The organism is Treponema sp. (assembly GCF_051883275.1).
Classification (GTDB): Bacteria; Spirochaetota; Spirochaetia; order Treponematales; family Treponemataceae; genus Treponema_D.
The window spans coordinates 82,705-100,251 of record NZ_JBJETK010000046.1; the positions used below are offsets into that span (position 1 = coordinate 82,705).

Genomic DNA, 17,547 nt, shown 5'->3' on the forward strand with positions numbered 1-17,547 from the left:
GCCCCGGGACTCATATAAAAAATTCAGTCTACTTGCTTATATCAACAGTGGCTGCATAGGCAGTGGAAAGCTTGCCGTTTTCCTTAACAAGCTTGATCATTACTGCTGACTTCACAGGATTGCGCTTTTCATCAAAGACAATATGACCTGTCACATAATCGCTGTCAGTTTTCTCAAACGCATCGCGGATTTTTGCAACATCATCATTTGTTCCGGCGTTTTTCATTGCATCCTTGAGCATATAAACGCTGTCATATCCAAGCGCAGCAAAAGAATTAGGAGACTTTCCATACTTTGCCTTGAATGAATTTACAAATTTCTGAACAGCGGGACTGTCAGAATCCTCGGCATAGTGATTGGAATAGTATCCATTCAAAACTTCATCGCCCGCATTTTCTGTAAGTCCATCCCAGCCGTCTGCGCCTACAATCGGAGTTGTTATTCCCTGAGCGCGGAGCTGCTTTGCAATGAGAGCAACTGTTCCATAGTAATCAGGAAGATATACAACATCCGGATTTGCCGCCTTTATTTTTGTAAGCTGGGCATTAAAATCTTTATCGCCGCTATTATAAGATTCCTTTGCGACAATTTTTCCACCCAAGGAAGTATACTCGGCAACAAAATTTTCCATAAGGCCTACAGAATAGTCATTTCCGATATCATAAAGGACAGCGGCATTCTTTGTATCAAGATTTGAAAAAGCAAATTTTCCGCCGACTTTTCCCTGGAAAGGATCAATGAAGCATGTGCGGAAGATATAGTTTCCGGCATCAGTGATTGCACTTGCAGTTGCGGCAGGAGCAATCTGAAGAACCTTCTGTGCCTGTGCCTGCTTGGTGATTGCAATTGTGCATCCTGAAGTCAAGGAACCGATAATAATGCGAACACGGTCTCTTGTAACCAGCTTTTTATATGCATTCACTGATTTTGCAGCATCGCCCTCGTCATCCTCGCAGATAAATTCAATCTGCTGTCCGTTAATTCCTCCGGCGGCATTAATTTCCGCAACAGCAAGGTCAATGCCGTTTTTACATTCAATGCCATAAACTGCTACCGGGCCGGAAAGAGGAGCAACACCGCCAATCTTGACAGTCTTGCCTTTTGGAGCCGCAAAAGCAGATGCAGACAAAACAAATGCTCCAAGAACAATTGCATTTAAAAATTTCCTCATAAGTCCTCCTGTGGATTCCTGCAAAAACACAGACATCCATATATTTTGCGCTAATCTTATACAATTACTAAAATTTAGTAAAGTGAAGCGGAATCAAGGAAAAATTCAAACGGTGCCAGCCGGAATTTTTCCGGACACATTCACTTTAAAATAATACAGCCGCCCTTAAAAAAGGACGGCTTTTAATTGAAAAAGAAAAATTATGCTTCAGCAGAAGCTTCTGCTTCGGCAGCAGGCGCAGCTTCAACAGCAGCTTTTTTTGCAAGTTTCGCTTCTTTCTGCGCTTTATTCTTAAGAGCAGCCTTACAGAACTTGCAGATCTTAACTTTTTTTCCGTCTATTTCCTGATCATACAAAGTCTTTATCTGCTGCTTTCCGCAAACAGGACAAACACCACGTCCATGATTAGGATCTTTACGGATTCCAGTTCCACGATGTGCTTTAGACATTGCTTACTCCTTATGCTTCAGCTTTCTTAGCTTTTTTTGCAGACTTTTTAGCAGCCTTTTCATCTTCTGCAGAAGAATCTGGCAGCTTATAGTCAACCAACTCAAAAATTACAGTTTCAGCCGCATCTCCCTGGCGGAATCCAAGCTTAATAATACGTGTATAGCCGCCGTTGCGTTCCTTCATGCGTGAGCCGATTTCTGTAAACAGCTTGTTAAGTATTTTCTCATCGGCAATAAATTTAGCGGCAGTTCTTCTGTTATGAACAGAATCAACTTTTGCACGTGTAATCAATTTTTCTGCAGCTTTGCGTACTTCCTTAGCCTTTGCTTCCGTTGTAATAATGCGCTCATATCTGAAAAGAGAAGTTACCATATTACGAGTCATTGCACGGCGATGGGCTGTTGTACGTGAAAGCGGATTAAATCCATTTCTGTGGTTCATTCGTTTTCGTCCTTATGTTTACCTAAGTCAACATCTTTTAGATGGCTATAATCAGTCATACCAAGTGTCAAGCCATGTTCCTCAAGCTTCGCTTTGATTTCCTCAAGGCTCTTTTTGCCAAAGTTACGAGTCTTTGTAATATCGTCTTCGGTCTTCTTGGTCAACTCACCAATTGTTTTAATGTTTGCATTCTTAAGGCAGTTTGAACTGCGAACAGAAAGCTCTAGCTCCTCTACAGAAGTATTCAGAAGCTTACGAATTTTCTCGTCCTCTTCATCATTCTCATCACTGCTGGAATATTCGCTCTCATTGAAATTAACAAAAATAGCAAAATAATCCTTTGCGATTTTTGCAGCTTCAGCGAGCGCATCTTCAGGAGTAATTGAACCGTCAGTCCAAATCTCAAGAATCAGTTTATCATAATCGTTTCGCTGTCCTACACGCCAAGGCTCAATAGAATATTTCACCTTTGGTACAGGTGTAAAGATACAGTCCATTGCAATTGTTCCAACAATCTCAATGTAATGCTCATTTACTTCAGCAGGGACATAACCTCTTCCACAATCCACCTGGAACTCGATTTCAAGATGGGCGCCTTCCATCATGGTAAAGATTTCAACATCCTTGGACATGATTTCAAGCTGACCTTCCTTGGCCAAGTCATCACTTTTTACAGTGCCAGGTCCCTTAAACTCATAGAAAAAGGTTTCCTGCTCAACATCCCGCGGCAGGCGCAAACGAATCTGTTTCAAGCTGTTCAAAACTTCCAAAGTATCTTCTGAAATATTTGGAATTGTCTCGAACTCGCTAGAAATTACATGAGGAACACCATCCGCATCATAAGAAGTAATACGCACAGAAGAAATTGCATAACCTGGAATCGAAGAAAGAAGCACACGGCGAAGTGTGTTTCCTACTGTTGTACCAAAACCCGGCTCAAATGGATATGCAGTAAATTTTCCATAATTCGGACTATTCTCTAGATGTTCAAATATAATTCCTTTTGGTTTTTTAAAACCCTTAAGCAGATTTTTGCGAGCCAATCTGAACTCCTTATTTTTCCTGGAAAACTGAAAAAGCAGAATTCCAGGCTTGCATTATCATCAACCGGCACACAAAGAACCGGTTATCTTCATTACATGCGGCGTGTCTTGCGTGGACGGCAACCATTATGAGGAATCGGAGTAATATCAGAGATTGATTTTACTTTAAGTCCCAATGTGCCAAGTACACGTATTGCATTTTCACGGCCCATGCCAGGACCCTTTACAAAAACATGCACTTCACGCAAACCATAGCTTGCTGCACGCTGAACAGCTGTTTCTGCAACAGACTGCGCTGCAAATGGAGTAGATTTTTTTGCTCCCCTAAATCCTAAACCACCGGAAGAAGCCCAAGCAATCGCATTTCCCCTTAAATCGGTGATTGTAACAATAGTATTATTGAAAGTAGCCTGAATATAGATATTACCCTCAAAAACACTCTTTTTTTCTTTTCTCTTTTTTACAGTTGCTGCCATCTGTTACCTCGCTTAAGCCTTCTTCTTGTTAGCAACGGTCTTCTTCTTACCCTTGCGTGTACGAGAATTGGTGCGTGTGCGCTGTCCGCGACAAGGAAGACCTTTGCGGTGGCGAAGTCCACGATAGCTTCCAATATCCATCAGACGCTTAATGTTAAGACCGATTTCAGAACGCAAGCGTCCTTCTGTCTTAAAATTATCATCGATATATTTGCGCAGCTTTGCAAGATCATCTTCAGAAAGATCATTCAAGTGAACATGTGGATCTACATTTGTTGCTTCGCAAATCTTATTAGCTGATGAACGGCCAATACCATATACATATGTCAATGCAATATTGACATGCTTGTTTGGGAGATCAACACCCGCAATACGTGCCATCAGTTACTCCTCAGCCCTGTCTCTGCTTGTGCTTTGGGTTCTCGCAGATAATACGGATTATTCCGTTTCTCTTGATTACCTTGCATTTGTCGCAGATGGGCTTTACGCTGGTTCGTACTTTCATAAAAGTCCCCTTGGAAAACATGTATAAATCGAATCATGGCAATCCGAAGTGAAATTCCTCACCATGGATTACAATCCGATATGCACTGTCATAAAAAAATAACAGTGCACTAATATACCATGATTTTCCTTACTTAATCTAGTCCTAATCACAAATTTTTACAAATTACGTGATTTCAACCCCTTCTTTGTAAACCTGTCATAATAAGGTGTTTTCAGAAGAGCACCAACCTGAGACATCGTATCAATGTCAACACCGACCAAAATCAACAGCGAAGTACCACCCATCAACATGGAAATTGATGCGGGAAAATGAAACAGTATTTGAATCAATGTCGGAAGCAAGGCTATTGCAGCAAGATACAATGAACCAGGCAGAATCAGACGATTTAAAATCTTCTGAAGATATTTCTCGGTTTTGTCAGTTCTGATTCCTGGAATGGAACCGCCGTTCTCGCGGATATTTTTTGCAACTTCAGTAGGATTCAAAGTTACCTGAGTATAAAAATATGCAAAAAATACAATCAACAAAACTTCAATGAAATTATACCAAAAACCAAGTGGATTCAAAACCACCGCAACCTTCATAAGCCAAGTAGCCTTTGTTGAAAGGCTATTTGCAAGCTGAAGAGGGAAAGTCAAGAACGCTGTAGCAAAAATAATCGGAATAACTCCTGACGGATTGATTTTGAAAGGTATATAAGAGCTCGGCACTTCGTATGTTCTCCGGCCAACTACACGCTTGGCATAGTTAACCCAAATCCTTCGCTCACCGGACTGCTCAAAAACAACAAGCCCGATAATAACAAGGAACAAGAACACTGCGACCACAACAAAGACCACATTTATATCTTCGCTGTGAACCCCTGAAATCAACTCGTAAACAGCACTTGGAAGACGTGCAACAATACCAGCATATATAATCATAGAGACACCATTGCCGATACCGTGCGCAGTAATTTGGTTGCCCAACCAGACTGTAATCATGGAACCCGTGGTTACAGTAAGTATGGCAAGAAAATTAAAATAGACCCTGTTATCAAAAATTATCGCTCCAGGAATCTGCTGGTTGATTGAGTCCGCATAAACAGTGATAGCCATAGACTGGATCAAACAAACTACGATTGTTCCAAGACGAGTCCATCCCTGTACTTTCTGCTGACCACCCTCTTCCTGAGCAATTTTCTTGAGCGATGGGAAAATAACAAGAGCGAGCTGCATTATAATCTGAGTAGAAATGTAAGGCATAACACCAAGCATAAAAACAGAGAATCTTTCAAATGCACCGCCCGCAAAAAAGTCCATGTAACTGGCAAACGCACTTTCTGCGCCACTGGCGAGGTTGTCAAAATACTGCAAAAGCAATGTGGCATTAATGCCTGGTATAGTAAGAACACTTCCCAAGCGGAAGACAGCAAGAATGAGCAATGTAAAGAGAAGCTTTGAACGAAGAACCTTTACTTTGAACATATTCACAACAGGATTGTTTGCCATTTAGTCACTCCACGTTTACTTTGCTTTAGCAGACTTTTCAGCAATCACCTTTACTGAGCCGCCGGCCTTTTCAATCTTTTCTTTGGCGCCCGCGGAAACTTTTTCAGCTTCCACTGTAAGCTTTTTTGAAACATCGCCATTTCCCAGAATTTTAATTCCGTCAATAACTTTTCCAATCAAGCCTTTTGCCTTCAAAGATTCGCGGTTTACAGTTTCACCGTCAGCAAATTTTGCCTCGAGATCAACCAGATTGACAATTGCAAATTCCTTTTTGAAAGGTGAATTTGAAAATCCCCGCTGAGCGATACGACGATACAAAGGCATCTGACCGCCTTCAAATCCAACATAAGGAGTTCCCTTTCCTGAGCGTGACTGCTGACCCTTGTTTCCTTTTCCGGCTGTTGTTCCAAGACCAGAAGAAGATCCACGACCTACACGCTTGGGTTTCTTATTTGCACCCTCTGGTGCTCTTAAAGTAAAGTCAGTCATTAGTTAATTTCCTCTACTTTTACCAAATGAGAAACAGCTGCGGCCATGCCTCTTATAGAAGCATTGTCTTCATGTTCCACACTGGAGTTAATCTTTTTCAGACCAAGGCTACGAACAGTTGCCCTTTTTGCAGGCTTCTGTCCAATAACACTTCTAACAAGTGTAATACGTATCTTTGCCATAATCAGCCCCACATTTCCTTGAGAGTCTTGCCGCGGCTCTGAGCAACAGCACGTGCATCCATAAGATTTTCAACTGCATCAAATGTAGCACGGACAACATTCACAGATGTGCGTGACCCCTGGGATTTTGAAATAACGTCAGTTACTCCTGCTGCATCCAAAACCGCACGAACAGGACCGCCGGCAATAATACCGGTACCAGGACAAGCAGGCTTGAGCAGAACAGCAGAGCTCTTGTACTTTCCAATCATCTCATGCGGAATTGTTCCATTCTTGAGAGGAAGGGTAACAAGATTGGCTCTTGCCTTGTCAAGGCTTTTTCTGATGGCTTCTGTAACATCATTTGCCTTTCCAAATCCAAAGCCAATGCGGCCCTTTCTGTCGCCAACCACAGTCAGCGCAGAGAAAGACATTCTGCGTCCGCCTTTTACCGTTTTCGCAGTACGGTTAAGCTTTACAAGCTTTTCAACGAATTCATCAGCAGGCTTCTTTTCATAGTTTTTCTGGTGTTCCATAGCCTCTCCTAGAATACAATCCCGGCAGAGCGGGTAGCGTCAGCAAGGGCTTTTACAACACCATGGTAAAGATAACCATTACGATCGAATACTACTTTTGTAATATTCTTCTCTTTGAGGCGTAAACCCAAAGCTTCTCCAAGTTTTGTTGCACTTTCAACATTAGCTCTGAGTGCAATAAAATCCTTTTCAAGTGTTGAGATGGCGGCAAGAGTTCTGCCCTCATCATCATTAATTACCTGAGCATAAAGATTACGACCGCTCTTGTACACTGTCAGGCGCGGACGTTCTGCAGTGCCATAAACAGACTTGCGAATATGAATCTTTCTATGCAGGCGCTTTCTGTTTTTATCACTAAGTTTCTTGAACATATCAATTCACCTTATTTTACACCGGTTTTACCGACTTTGCGTCTGATAACTTCGTTGTCATAGCGTATACCCTTTCCTTTGTAAGGCTCAGGTTTACGCAGCTTGCGAATCTGTGCGCTGAATTCACCGACCTGCTGCTTGTTAATTCCGGAAACTGTGATTTTTCCATCCTTATCAGCAGTTACAGTCAAGCCTTCAGGAATAACAACAACAAATTCAGAAGAATATCCGAGGTTCATTATAATTGTTTTTCCCTGAACTTCAGCACGGTATCCAACACCAGTGATTATCAATGTCTTTGAAAATCCTTGTGTTACACCAACAACCATATTATAAATGAGATTGCGGTACAATCCATGGCATGCGCTTGCGGCCTTTGTTTCATTCGCTGGAGTAATAATAACTTCAGAGCCTTTCACTTCAACATTTACAAGACCGTTAATGTCCTGCTTGAGCTCGCCCTTTGGACCTTTTACAGTAACCAGGCTCGGAGCAACAGTAACAGTAACGCCTGCTGGAATAGCTACAGGAAGTTTTCCAATCTTAGATGCCATATCTTCCTCCTATTACCATACATTGCAGATCAACTCGCCGCCGACCATCTTTTCAGAAGCCTTCTTGCCAGTTGTAACACCGCTTGATGTTGAAACGATCAAAGTGCCGTATCCATTATAGACACTCGGCAAATCTCTATAGCCAGAATATACACGGCGGCCTGGTGTAGAAATTTTCTTCATGCCGTGAATAACTGACTTGTTGGAATCATCATACTTCAAGAAAATGCGGATATTGCTATGTCCGTTATCATCCTGCACCTTCTTGAAATTTTTAATATATCCTTCGATTTTAAGGATTTTTACAATTTCCAGTTTCATCTTAGAAGTAGGAACATCTACTTTTTCATGACCGGCTCTTGCCGCGTTCTGGACTTTTGCAAGCATATCTGCTATTGGGTCTGAAGCTGCCATTTTCTATAATCTCCTGTCACTACCAAGATGATTTTGTGACGCCTGGTAAAAGGCCTTCACTTGCTAATTTGCGGAAGCAGATACGACAAATCTTAAACTTACGCAAATATCCATGGGGACGACCGCAAATCTGGCACCTGTTATACTTACGGGTAGCATATTTCGGTGTGCGGGTTGCCTTGATAATCATTGATTTCTTAGCCATGAACTTCTTCCTTATTTCCTAAACGGCATTCCAAACTTGGTCAACAGGGCGCGAGCCTCATTGTCTGTGCGTGCGCTTGTAACAATGCTGATGTTCATACCGGCAATCTTAACGATCTTATCGAAATCAATTTCCGGGAAGATAATCTGTTCTGTAACACCAAGAGAAAAATTTCCATGTCCGTCAAAACCAGTTGCCTTGATTCCACGGAAATCCTTTACACGAGGAAGTGCAACATTGATAAGTCTGTCGAGAAATTCATACATGATATTTCCACGAAGAGTTACCATTGCACCTACTTCATTGCCTTCACGAAGTTTGAAGTTTGCAATACTTTTCTTAGCTCTTGTTTTAACAGCTTTCTGGCCGGTAATTTGAGTGAGATCTGTAACTGCAGCATCAAGAAGTTTCTTATTCGTGAGAGCTTCGCCAACACCCATGCTTACGACAACTTTTTTTACTGCCGGAATCTGCATTTTGGATGTATATCCAAGCTCCTTGAAGAGCTCATCAGCGATTTTTTCCTTATAGACTTTCTTAAGCCGTGGTACGTAATTTTCCATTACAGTGCTTCTCCACACTTGCGGCAAACACGAATTTTCTTGTCGCCGTCAAGTTTATATCCTGCTCTGACAGGGCGTCCGCATTTTTTACATACGAGCGCTACATTTGATATATCCAGAGGTGCTTCGATTTCTGCGATTCCGCCTGCATCCTGCTGGGACTTCCTCTTTATTGCCTTCTTGACAATATTGCAACCGCTTACAATAACGCGTCCCTTGTTGTTTTTCTCAAACACACGGAGTATTGTTCCGCGCTTGCCCTTGTCTTTTCCAGCAATGATTTCAACATTATCATCTTTATGGATCTTGTATTTATGCTGCATACCGTCCAAGCTCCTTAGAGAACTTCCGGAGCCAAAGATACGATCTTCATAAAGTCCATATCACGAAGCTCACGGGCTACAGGTCCAAAAATACGTTTTCCCTTTGGATTCTTGTCAGCATCAATAAGAACGCATGCGTTGTCATCAAAGCGGATATATGTTCCATCAGGACGGCGGTATTCTTTTGCCACACGGACAATTACAGCCTTTTGTACTGAACCTTCTTTTATTGTAGATGTAGGAATCGCTTCCTTTACAGCTACCACAACAATGTCACCAATACCTGCATAACGGCGGTGCGAGCCACCTAAAACCTTAATGCACTGAACCAGCTTAGCTCCGGAGTTATCGGCGACAACCATTTTTGATTGCATCTGAAGCATATTCTTACTCCTGCCTTATTTGGCTCTCTCAATTATTGCATCGAGACGCCAACATTTCTCTTTGCTGATTGGACTGCATTCAACGATACGAACGGTGTCACCAATATGTGCCTCGTTCTTTTCATCATGGGCCTTGCATTTCTTGGTCCGTGTAACATATTTTTTGTAAAGGCGGTCCATTTTTTTCTTATCAATAGAAACAACGATAGTCTTGTCCATCTTGTCGCTAGTGACGATACCTACGAATGAACGTTTTGCACCTTTTTTCTGCACATTCTGTTCTTCCACGGGTCAGCTCCTAGTTTTTTGCAGCAATAGCTTCAGCAGCAGCCGCTCTGAATTTTGCCAGATCCTGCTGATGAATAAGAGTATTAAGACGTGCAATTTCACGACGCATAATACGCTTCTGCATTGGATTATCTACATGGCCAAGTACGCTCTGAAAACGTAAATCCATGTACTGTTTTTTAAGTTCATTGCGCTTTGCAACGAGTTCATCATAAGAAAGATCTTTATCATTCTTTTTCTTTGAATTAGCCATTTCTTACTCCTTACTCGACTGTTGGGCGGAATGCCACTTTTGTTTTAATTGGAAGTTTGCTGGCTGCAAGATGCATTGCTTTTTCTGCAAGCTTCTTATCAACGCCGCCGACTTCAAATAAAATCATACCTGGTTTGATAACTGCAGCCCAGAATTCTGGTGCTCCCTTACCTTTTCCCATGCGGGTATCTGCGGGCTTCTTTGAAACAGGTTTATCAGGAAAAACACGTGTCCAAAGATTGCCCTGGCGGTTAATGCAGCGGTTGATAGCAACACGGGCTGCCTCAATATGCTTTGCATTCAGCCATACCGGCTCCATGGCAACAAGCGCTATATCACCAAAATCAACATGATTGGTACGTGTTGCATTGCCAGTCGGACGACCACGCTGTACTTTGCGGTGCGCAACTCTTTTAGGACTAAGCATTTTCTACTTTTCCTCCCTCTGATTTTGGGGAACGGGCAGATTTACGGTCACCATTAGAACGGTCGCGGCGCGGCTTTCTAACGATATCACCGGCATCCTCATTCTGCTCATGTCCGTAGTTCATTCCATTGTAAACCCATACTTTGATGCCAATCTTGCCGTAAGTGGTAAGAGCCTCATAAGTACCATAATCGATATCAGCGCGAAGTGTATGAAGAGGAACACGTCCTTCCTTCAGCTCTTCTGAGCGAGTCATATCTGCTCCGCCCAAGCGTCCAGAAATACGAATCTTTATACCCTGAGCGCCGCCTTTCATAGCATTCGAAGCTGACTGCTTAAGAGCCTTGCGGAAAGAACCGCGGCCTGCAAGCTGGCGTCCTACGTTCTGTGCGATAAGAGAAGCATTGATTTCAGGACGTTTGATTTCCTTGATCTTAATCTGAACTTTCTTTGTCAGCTGCTTCTGAATATCCGCACTGATCTTTTCGATAGTAGCGCCTTTCACACCAATAATAACACCCGGGCGTGCAGTATGAATTACAATAGTAACACGCTGCGGATGACGGACAATTTCAATTTCAGCAATATCTGCGTTCTTGCATTCTGGAAGAGTTCCGACAAGCTTGCGGATTTTCATATCTTCCAAAAACAAGTCTGCATATTCACGAGAATCTGCATACCAACGAGACTGCCATGTTTTGTTTACACCAAGGCGTAAACCGATAGGATTAACTTTCTGACCCACTTTATTTTCCCGCCTTTTCGTCAACTACAACAGTGATATGACACATCCGCTTCAAGAGCTGATCAGCACGTCCGCGTCCACGGAACCATACTCTTTTTAGTCTTGGACCTTCGTCAATGCGAATTTCCTTAATGTAGAGCATATCTTCATCAAGTTGCTTATTCTTATTAAGCGCATTTGCCACAGCAGACTTTAAAGTGCCGCTGATAAGGCGAGCGCCCTTCTGAGGCATTACATCAAGAATTGCCATAGCCTCAGAACAAGACTTTGTCTTAACAACGTTAGCTACAGGACGAACCTTTGTAGGAGATGCAATGAGAAATTTAGTTGTGGCTACATAACCTTTCTTTTCAGCCATAATATCCACTCCTATTATTTACCAGCTGATTTGTCTGAACCGCCATGTCCCTTGAATGTACGTGTTGCAGCAAACTCGCCAAGCTTGTGGCCTACCAAGTTCTCTGTAATATACACAGGAATCCATGACTTACCGTTGTACACTGAAATAGTATTTCCAACCATTTCAGGGATGATTGTTGAGCAGCGGGAATAAGTTTTAATCATTTTCTTATCAGCTGCTGATGCTTTGTTCATTTCCAAAACCTTTTTATAAAGAGATTTCTCTATAAAAGGTCCTTTCTTAACTGATCTTGACACGATTAACTCCTACCCTACTTCTTGCGGCGACTAATAATGAAACGACTGGAAGTCTTTCTCTTATTGCGTGTTTTATAACCACGGCAAGGCTGTCCCCAAGGAGTAACAGGCTGATGTCCTTTTCCAGCACCTTCACCACCACCAAGCGGATGATCAACAGGGTTCATTGCCATACCACGTACAGTCGGGCGGATACCGCGCCATCTGTTACGTCCAGCTTTACCAAGCTTAGTATTCATGCGGTCTTCATTTCCAACAATACCGATTGTTGCGTAGCACTTCTTGTGAACACGGCGAAGCTCTCCAGAAGGAAGCTTTATTGTTACATATTCACCTTCTTTTGCAGCAACAAGAGCACCGGCACCGGCAGAACGAACAAGCTGTCCGCCGCGGCCAAGTGTAAGCTCAATATTGTGTACTGTAAATCCGATTGGAATCACATCAAGCGGAAGCGCATTTGCCACTGTAGGCGCAGCGTTTTCACCAGACATAATTTTCTGTCCAACTGTAAGACCTTTAGGAGCAATAATATAGCGCTTCTCACCATCAGCATAGGCAATCAAAGCAATATTTGCACTGCGGAACGGATCATATTCAATAGTCTTCACAGTTCCAGGAATACCATGCTTATCACGTCTGAAATCGATTTCACGGTATTTTCTCTTATGACCACCGCCCTGATGACGTACAGAAATACGTCCGCCTGCGCCACGGCCAGCCTTAGACTTGCGACCATGAGTCAAGCTTTTTTCGGGTTTATCGGCTGTCAATTCTTCGCGGAGGAGATCAACACGTCCGCGTGTGCCTTTTGAATAAGGCTTATATATCTTAAGAGCCATATGGTTCCCCTTACATGCAATCTGAAGGATTAAACACCTTCAAATGCCTTGATTGTTTCACCGGCTGCAAGCTTTACGATTGCTTTTCTGTAGCCAGCAGTTCTTCCAGGTCTTCCCCGAAGACGCTTGATTTTTCCTTTTACATTGACTGTTGTGCAATCTTCAACCTTCACATTAAAAAGCTTACGAACAGCTTCTTTTATCTGAATTTTTGAAGCAGCAGGATCAACAATAAAAGTATATTTGTTCTGCTCACGGAGAGCAGTAGCTTTTTCAGAAAGAACAGGTTTAATAAGAACATCATTGAATGTCATTATTTTGCCTCCTTATCTTCAGCATAAAAATCAGAAAGATTCTTTGCGGCGCCTTCAAGCATAATGATTTTTCTTCCATAGAAGAGATCATGTGCGCGGAGACGGTTATAAGAAAGGAAATATACATTAGGAAGATTTCTTCCGGCCTGCTTGATTTTTGCATCGTCATCCTTAAGAAGAATAACAGTGCGCTCATCCTTTATGAAATTCTTAAGAATTTTCACCAAGTCCTTTGTCTTTCCGCTTTCAATAGTGAAATCCTCTACAACAGTAAGCCTGTCTGCCTGAGCCTGAAGACTCAGAATAGATTTCATTGCAAGACGCTTTTCTTTCTTTGGAATCGCATAACTATAATCACGCGGCTTAGGTCCAAAAATTGTACCGCCTCCGACTGTGATTGGAGATTTTTTATCTCCGCGGCGTGCATTACCAGTTCCCTTCTGCTTGTACGGCTTGGCGTTGCTGCCATGGACTTCCGCACGGGTCTTTGTACATGCTGTTCCAACACGTTTATTTGCTAATTCGTTAGTGATGGCATAGTAAATAACATCTTCGTTGACTGGGAGTCCGAAAATCTTATCATCAAGATTAATTGTCCTGAGTTCTTTACCATCGATTGAATAGACCTTCTTTTCCATACTATTCCTCGACCTTATTTCTTAACCGCAGCCTTAACGATAAGCGTGCAGTTTCTTACTCCAGGAACCGCGCCACGAACCATCAAAACCTTGAGCTCAGGGTCAACTTTTACAACCTTGAGATTCTGCACTGTAACGCGGTCAAATCCCATGCGGCCAGGCATCTTGATATTCTTCAAGCAATGTCCTGGAGTTGTACAACATCCAGTGCCACCCGCTTCACGATGGAATTTTGAACCATGCGTAGCACGTCCACCATGGAATCCCCATCTCTTCATTACACCCTGAAAACCCTTACCTTTTGAGGTAGCAGTTACATCGATGAAACGAACCTTTTCAAACAATTCTACACCAATCTGGTCGCCGATTTTAACTTCACCTTCGAAGTTCCTGAACTCCTTAAGATGACGTTTTGGTGTAATGTTTTCCGGGAATTGCTTAGCATACGGCTTTGTAACCTTGTGAGGCTTCAAATCCTCAAGACCAAGGACAACAGCTTCGTAGCCGCATTTCTCCTGAGTTTTTGTAGCAACAACTGTGTTTGGCTCAACGCGGATCACGGTTACTGGTGTCAGATTGCCGTTTTCGTCGAAAACCTGTGTCATTCCTACTTTTTTTGCTATCAGACCTTTCATCTGAATCTCCTAAACTTGGCCGCCATCCCCGATCCAGGGGACCGTTACCTTTATTTTACAGAAAACGGTTTTTAACCGAATTACTGCTTAATCTCTACATCAACACCTGCAGGAAGTTCCAGCTTCATCAATGAATCCATAACTTCTGAGCTTGGTTCAAAAATATCAATAAGTCGCTTGTGTGTTCTCATCTCAAACTGTTCACGTGACTTCTTGTTTACGAAAGGTGAACGAAGAACTGTTACCTTATTGATTCTTGTTGGAAGCGGGATTGGTCCTGAAACCTTTGCGCCTGCTTTCTGAACCTGCTGCACAATGTCTCTTGCGCTCTGATCGATAAGTGCAACGTCAAAAGCACGAAGCCTTACACGAATCTTGCCATTTGCCATGATATTCTCCAAATAGGGCAGAAAGAAAACTTTCTGCCCTTCAAAAACTATTCAATAATCTTTGTTACCTGTCCAGAAGCGATTGTACGTCCGCCTTCACGAATAGCAAGTTTAAGACCTTCGTCCATAGCGATCGGGTGAATAAGCTCGCCGATAATCTTAACGTTGTCGCCTGGTTTTACCATGTCTGTTCCGGCTTCAAGCTCAACTGTACCAGTAATGTCTGTTGTTCTGAAGTAGAACTGTGGGCGATATCCAGTAAAGAATGGGCTGTGGCGTCCACCTTCTTCCTTTGAAAGAACGTAAATCTGAGCCTCGAACTTTGTGTGAGGGTGGATGCTTCCAGGAGCAGCAAGAACCTGTCCGCGGATAACATCTTTCTTTTCAACACCACGAAGAAGAATACCAGCGTTGTCACCAGCCATACCTTCGTTAAGAGTCTTGTTGAACATTTCGATTCCAGTTACAGTAGAAGACTGTGTCGGGCGGATACCAACGATTTCAACAGCGTCACCCATGTGAACAACACCGCGCTCGATACGTCCAGTAACAACAGTACCGCGTCCAGTGATAGTAAAGATGTCCTCGATAGGCATAAGGAATGCTTTGTCCGCATCACGAACAGGATCATCAAACCATGTATCCATTGCAGAAAGAAGCTCTTCAATAGCCTTTGTATTGTCTGGATTGTCAGACTCGTTCAATGCCTTGAATGCAGAACCCTGGATGATAGGTGTATCCTCAGAGAAGCCATAGCCCTTGAGAGTTTCCTTTACTTCATCAACAACGAGTTCAAGAATATCCGGATCGTCAACAAGGTCTACCTTGTTAAGGAATACGATAATCTTTGGAACACCAACCTGGCGAGCAAGAAGAAGATGCTCTTTTGTCTGTGGCATAACTGAATCAGGAGCAGAAACAACAAGGATAGCTCCATCCATCTGTGCGGCACCAGTAATCATGTTCTTGATGTAGTCAGCATGTCCCGGGCAGTCAATATGAGCATAATGACGCTTGTCAGACTGATACTCAAGGTGGCGGCTGTTGATAGTAATACCACGAGCCTTCTCCTCTGGCGCATTGTCGATTTCATCATACTTCAGAAGCTTATCACCGTACTTTTTTGCACAATAAGCAGTGATAGCAGCAGAAAGTGTAGTCTTACCATGGTCAACGTGACCGATAGTACCAACGTTCATGTGAGGTTTAGTTCTGTTGAACTCTTCCTTTGCCATGATTTTCTCCTTGCCTTGCAGATTTTACTGCGGCATTATGTTGTATTTTATGTGTTGCACTTTAAGCCAGAAAACACCGCCGCTTAAAAAGCAGCATGCATTTTCGCATACACACTTGACCAATTTTATTAGGATGATTCTATTCGTGAATGGACAACATCAAAAAAATCTGTTTCATCTATTCGAAGCAGCTGGCCTTTTCCACCTAGCATCATCCGGGCTGACGATTGGTTTGGAATTCAGTACCTTTTCAGCTGCCAAAAGCGCGGGAGCAACTCAGGCAGCCTGTCAGAAAAACCTGAACACACAAACATTCTGAAAGCATCAACGAAGCTTTCTGCACATTCAGGGTGTGAAACTCTACAAACGCAACCGCGGATGTTTTACGACTTTCACCAGACAGCAAAAACTGTCCGTCTGACTTATCAAACACTCTGTCTGCAAAAAGCAGAATACACTTCTTACCAGAAGCATAAATGTGACCTATTTATATACTTTTTCAAAAAAAAAATCAAGGCAAAAACAGAAAAAATTTAAATCATTTGAGTGTTTTTAGACTATAAAAAAAAGACCGCCTTTTCCAAGACGGCCTTTTTCAAAGCTACCAGCGATAATGAGCAAAAGCCTTGTTTGCTTCTGCCATCTTATGGGTATCTTCCTTCTTTTTATATGCGGATCCTGTATTATTGAAAGCATCAAAAATTTCCGCAGCAAGAGTTTCTGCCATTCCATGGCCATTGCGGGCACGGGCGGCATTAATCATCCAGCGCATTCCAAGAGCCTCGCGGCGGGTATCGCGGATTTCAATAGGAACCTGGTAAGTCGCACCACCAACACGGCGGCTCTTTACTTCCACCATCGGCTTAACATTTTCCAAAGCTTTGAGGAACACTTCAAGAGGATCCTTGTCAGTCTTTGTCTTCAGGTTGTCCAAAGCGTCATAAACAATCTTCTGGCAAACCTGCTTTTTTCCATCAAGCATCATGCGTGTTACAAATTTTGAAATAACTACGCTGTTATATCTTTCATCTGGCATAACCGGGCGGTTAACTGATTTCTTATGTCTTCCCATAGCATCAACCTCCTATTATGCCTTTGGCTTCTTAGCACCGTATTTTGAACGTGCTCTTTTGCGGCCATCAACGCCGAGAGTATCTTTTGTACCGCGGATAATATGATAGCGTACACCAGGAAGATCCTTTACACGGCCACCACGGACAAGCACAACTGAGTGTTCCTGCAGATTATGTCCAATACCAGGAATATATGCAGTAACTTCTATTCCATTGCTCAAGCGAACACGAGCAATCTTACGAAGAGCCGAATTCGGCTTTTTTGGAGTCATAGTCATAACACGGGTGCAAACACCACGTTTCTGCGGGCAAGACTGAAGTGCGGGGGCCTTAGTTCTTTTTGCAGAAGACTGACGTCCTTTACGAATTAATTGGTTTATTGTAGGCATCGCCTATTCTCCTATATTTTTGCCGAGCAGCACCTCGGACAGAATAACAAAAATAGTAACTAATTTTACAGAATTCAAACAGATTTC

At 42.7% G+C, this 17,547-nt stretch carries 32 protein-coding genes; all 32 read right to left on the reverse strand.

Annotation, left to right across the window (positions count from 1 at the left end; all coding sequences use genetic code 11):
- Positions 1-28: 28 nt before the first annotated feature.
- Positions 29-1,171 (reverse strand): ABC transporter substrate-binding protein, encoded by a 1,143-nt coding sequence (locus ACI4L0_RS07060; RefSeq protein ID WP_439799463.1) that lies wholly within the window; start codon positions 1,169-1,171, stop codon positions 29-31.
- Positions 1,172-1,371: 200 nt separating this feature from the next.
- Positions 1,372-1,620: a hypothetical protein gene (locus ACI4L0_RS07065; RefSeq protein ID WP_439799464.1), complete on the reverse strand. Its 249-nt coding sequence runs from the start codon at positions 1,618-1,620 to the stop codon at positions 1,372-1,374.
- 10 nt (positions 1,621-1,630) lie between these two features.
- A complete protein-coding gene (gene rplQ, locus ACI4L0_RS07070) occupies positions 1,631-2,062 on the reverse strand; it encodes a 50S ribosomal protein L17 (protein WP_439799465.1) in 432 nt (143 codons plus the stop codon).
- Complete coding sequence (locus tag ACI4L0_RS07075) at positions 2,059-3,105, reverse strand: DNA-directed RNA polymerase subunit alpha (protein ID WP_439799466.1); 1,047 nt, start codon at positions 3,103-3,105, stop codon at positions 2,059-2,061. The genes rplQ and ACI4L0_RS07075 overlap by 4 nt, the downstream gene beginning before the upstream one ends.
- A 92-nt stretch (positions 3,106-3,197) precedes the next feature.
- Positions 3,198-3,581, reverse strand: a complete 384-nt coding sequence (gene rpsK / locus ACI4L0_RS07080; protein ID WP_439799467.1) for a 30S ribosomal protein S11 — start codon at positions 3,579-3,581, stop codon at positions 3,198-3,200.
- A gap of 12 nt (positions 3,582-3,593) precedes the next feature.
- Positions 3,594-3,962 carry a 30S ribosomal protein S13 gene (gene rpsM, locus ACI4L0_RS07085; RefSeq protein ID WP_439799468.1) on the reverse strand — a complete coding sequence of 123 codons (369 nt, stop codon included), beginning with the start codon at positions 3,960-3,962 and terminating at the stop codon, positions 3,594-3,596.
- 10 nt (positions 3,963-3,972) lie between these two features.
- A complete protein-coding gene (gene rpmJ, locus ACI4L0_RS07090; RefSeq protein WP_013702547.1) occupies positions 3,973-4,086 on the reverse strand; it encodes a 50S ribosomal protein L36 in 114 nt (37 codons plus the stop codon).
- A 158-nt stretch (positions 4,087-4,244) separates the two neighbouring features.
- On the reverse strand, positions 4,245-5,579 hold the full coding sequence (gene secY / locus ACI4L0_RS07095; protein WP_439799469.1) for a preprotein translocase subunit SecY: 1,335 nt from the start codon (positions 5,577-5,579) through the stop codon (positions 4,245-4,247).
- 15 nt (positions 5,580-5,594) lie between these two features.
- The gene (gene rplO, locus ACI4L0_RS07100; protein ID WP_439799470.1) at positions 5,595-6,068 is read right to left on the reverse strand and encodes a 50S ribosomal protein L15; all 474 of its coding nucleotides are present in this window, start codon (positions 6,066-6,068) and stop codon (positions 5,595-5,597) included.
- Positions 6,068-6,250, reverse strand: coding sequence for a 50S ribosomal protein L30 (rpmD, locus tag ACI4L0_RS07105; RefSeq protein WP_439799471.1), 183 nt, complete (start codon positions 6,248-6,250; stop codon positions 6,068-6,070). Before rpmD ends, rplO begins: the two co-directional genes overlap by 1 nt.
- 2 nt (positions 6,251-6,252) lie before the next feature.
- Entirely contained in the window at positions 6,253-6,765 is a 513-nt protein-coding gene (gene rpsE, locus ACI4L0_RS07110) for a 30S ribosomal protein S5 (protein WP_439799472.1), read from the reverse strand.
- 8 nt (positions 6,766-6,773) lie between these two features.
- Positions 6,774-7,136 (reverse strand): 50S ribosomal protein L18, encoded by a 363-nt coding sequence (gene rplR, locus ACI4L0_RS07115; RefSeq protein WP_439799473.1) that lies wholly within the window; start codon positions 7,134-7,136, stop codon positions 6,774-6,776.
- Positions 7,137-7,147: 11 nt separating this feature from the next.
- Positions 7,148-7,690, reverse strand: a complete 543-nt coding sequence (gene rplF, locus ACI4L0_RS07120; RefSeq protein WP_439799474.1) for a 50S ribosomal protein L6 — start codon at positions 7,688-7,690, stop codon at positions 7,148-7,150.
- A gap of 12 nt (positions 7,691-7,702) precedes the next feature.
- Entirely contained in the window at positions 7,703-8,104 is a 402-nt protein-coding gene (gene rpsH, locus ACI4L0_RS07125; protein WP_439799475.1) for a 30S ribosomal protein S8, read from the reverse strand.
- Positions 8,105-8,123: 19 nt separating this feature from the next.
- Positions 8,124-8,309: a type Z 30S ribosomal protein S14 gene (locus ACI4L0_RS07130; protein ID WP_439799476.1), complete on the reverse strand. Its 186-nt coding sequence runs from the start codon at positions 8,307-8,309 to the stop codon at positions 8,124-8,126.
- An 11-nt stretch (positions 8,310-8,320) separates the two neighbouring features.
- A complete protein-coding gene (gene rplE / locus ACI4L0_RS07135; protein WP_439799477.1) occupies positions 8,321-8,872 on the reverse strand; it encodes a 50S ribosomal protein L5 in 552 nt (183 codons plus the stop codon).
- Positions 8,872-9,195 carry a 50S ribosomal protein L24 gene (gene rplX, locus ACI4L0_RS07140; protein WP_439799478.1) on the reverse strand — a complete coding sequence of 108 codons (324 nt, stop codon included), beginning with the start codon at positions 9,193-9,195 and terminating at the stop codon, positions 8,872-8,874. Before rplX ends, rplE begins: the two co-directional genes overlap by 1 nt.
- A 14-nt stretch (positions 9,196-9,209) precedes the next feature.
- Positions 9,210-9,578 carry a 50S ribosomal protein L14 gene (rplN, locus tag ACI4L0_RS07145; RefSeq protein WP_439799479.1) on the reverse strand — a complete coding sequence of 123 codons (369 nt, stop codon included), beginning with the start codon at positions 9,576-9,578 and terminating at the stop codon, positions 9,210-9,212.
- A gap of 15 nt (positions 9,579-9,593) precedes the next feature.
- The gene (rpsQ, locus tag ACI4L0_RS07150; protein WP_439799480.1) at positions 9,594-9,866 is read right to left on the reverse strand and encodes a 30S ribosomal protein S17; all 273 of its coding nucleotides are present in this window, start codon (positions 9,864-9,866) and stop codon (positions 9,594-9,596) included.
- A 10-nt stretch (positions 9,867-9,876) separates the two neighbouring features.
- The gene (rpmC, locus tag ACI4L0_RS07155; protein ID WP_439799481.1) at positions 9,877-10,119 is read right to left on the reverse strand and encodes a 50S ribosomal protein L29; all 243 of its coding nucleotides are present in this window, start codon (positions 10,117-10,119) and stop codon (positions 9,877-9,879) included.
- 10 nt (positions 10,120-10,129) lie between these two features.
- Entirely contained in the window at positions 10,130-10,546 is a 417-nt protein-coding gene (rplP, locus tag ACI4L0_RS07160; protein WP_439799482.1) for a 50S ribosomal protein L16, read from the reverse strand.
- Positions 10,539-11,291, reverse strand: a complete 753-nt coding sequence (gene rpsC, locus ACI4L0_RS07165) for a 30S ribosomal protein S3 (RefSeq protein WP_439799483.1) — start codon at positions 11,289-11,291, stop codon at positions 10,539-10,541. Before rpsC ends, rplP begins: the two co-directional genes overlap by 8 nt.
- Position 11,292: 1 nt before the next feature.
- Positions 11,293-11,649 carry a 50S ribosomal protein L22 gene (rplV, locus tag ACI4L0_RS07170; RefSeq protein ID WP_013702563.1) on the reverse strand — a complete coding sequence of 119 codons (357 nt, stop codon included), beginning with the start codon at positions 11,647-11,649 and terminating at the stop codon, positions 11,293-11,295.
- 14 nt (positions 11,650-11,663) lie between these two features.
- The gene (gene rpsS / locus ACI4L0_RS07175) at positions 11,664-11,948 is read right to left on the reverse strand and encodes a 30S ribosomal protein S19 (RefSeq protein WP_439799484.1); all 285 of its coding nucleotides are present in this window, start codon (positions 11,946-11,948) and stop codon (positions 11,664-11,666) included.
- A gap of 14 nt (positions 11,949-11,962) precedes the next feature.
- Positions 11,963-12,787, reverse strand: a complete 825-nt coding sequence (rplB, locus tag ACI4L0_RS07180) for a 50S ribosomal protein L2 (protein ID WP_439799485.1) — start codon at positions 12,785-12,787, stop codon at positions 11,963-11,965.
- A gap of 29 nt (positions 12,788-12,816) precedes the next feature.
- A complete protein-coding gene (locus ACI4L0_RS07185) occupies positions 12,817-13,101 on the reverse strand; it encodes a 50S ribosomal protein L23 (RefSeq protein ID WP_439799486.1) in 285 nt (94 codons plus the stop codon).
- A complete protein-coding gene (rplD, locus tag ACI4L0_RS07190) occupies positions 13,101-13,739 on the reverse strand; it encodes a 50S ribosomal protein L4 (protein WP_439799487.1) in 639 nt (212 codons plus the stop codon). Before rplD ends, ACI4L0_RS07185 begins: the two co-directional genes overlap by 1 nt.
- Positions 13,740-13,753: 14 nt before the next feature.
- A complete protein-coding gene (gene rplC, locus ACI4L0_RS07195) occupies positions 13,754-14,374 on the reverse strand; it encodes a 50S ribosomal protein L3 (protein ID WP_439799488.1) in 621 nt (206 codons plus the stop codon).
- An 80-nt stretch (positions 14,375-14,454) separates the two neighbouring features.
- Positions 14,455-14,763 carry a 30S ribosomal protein S10 gene (gene rpsJ / locus ACI4L0_RS07200; protein ID WP_439799489.1) on the reverse strand — a complete coding sequence of 103 codons (309 nt, stop codon included), beginning with the start codon at positions 14,761-14,763 and terminating at the stop codon, positions 14,455-14,457.
- 47 nt (positions 14,764-14,810) lie between these two features.
- Complete coding sequence (tuf, locus tag ACI4L0_RS07205) at positions 14,811-15,998, reverse strand: elongation factor Tu (protein ID WP_439799490.1); 1,188 nt, start codon at positions 15,996-15,998, stop codon at positions 14,811-14,813.
- Positions 15,999-16,599: 601 nt separating this feature from the next.
- Complete coding sequence (rpsG, locus tag ACI4L0_RS07210) at positions 16,600-17,070, reverse strand: 30S ribosomal protein S7 (RefSeq protein WP_439799491.1); 471 nt, start codon at positions 17,068-17,070, stop codon at positions 16,600-16,602.
- Between the two features lie 15 nt (positions 17,071-17,085).
- A complete protein-coding gene (gene rpsL / locus ACI4L0_RS07215; protein WP_013702572.1) occupies positions 17,086-17,460 on the reverse strand; it encodes a 30S ribosomal protein S12 in 375 nt (124 codons plus the stop codon).
- Positions 17,461-17,547 lie beyond the last annotated feature (87 nt).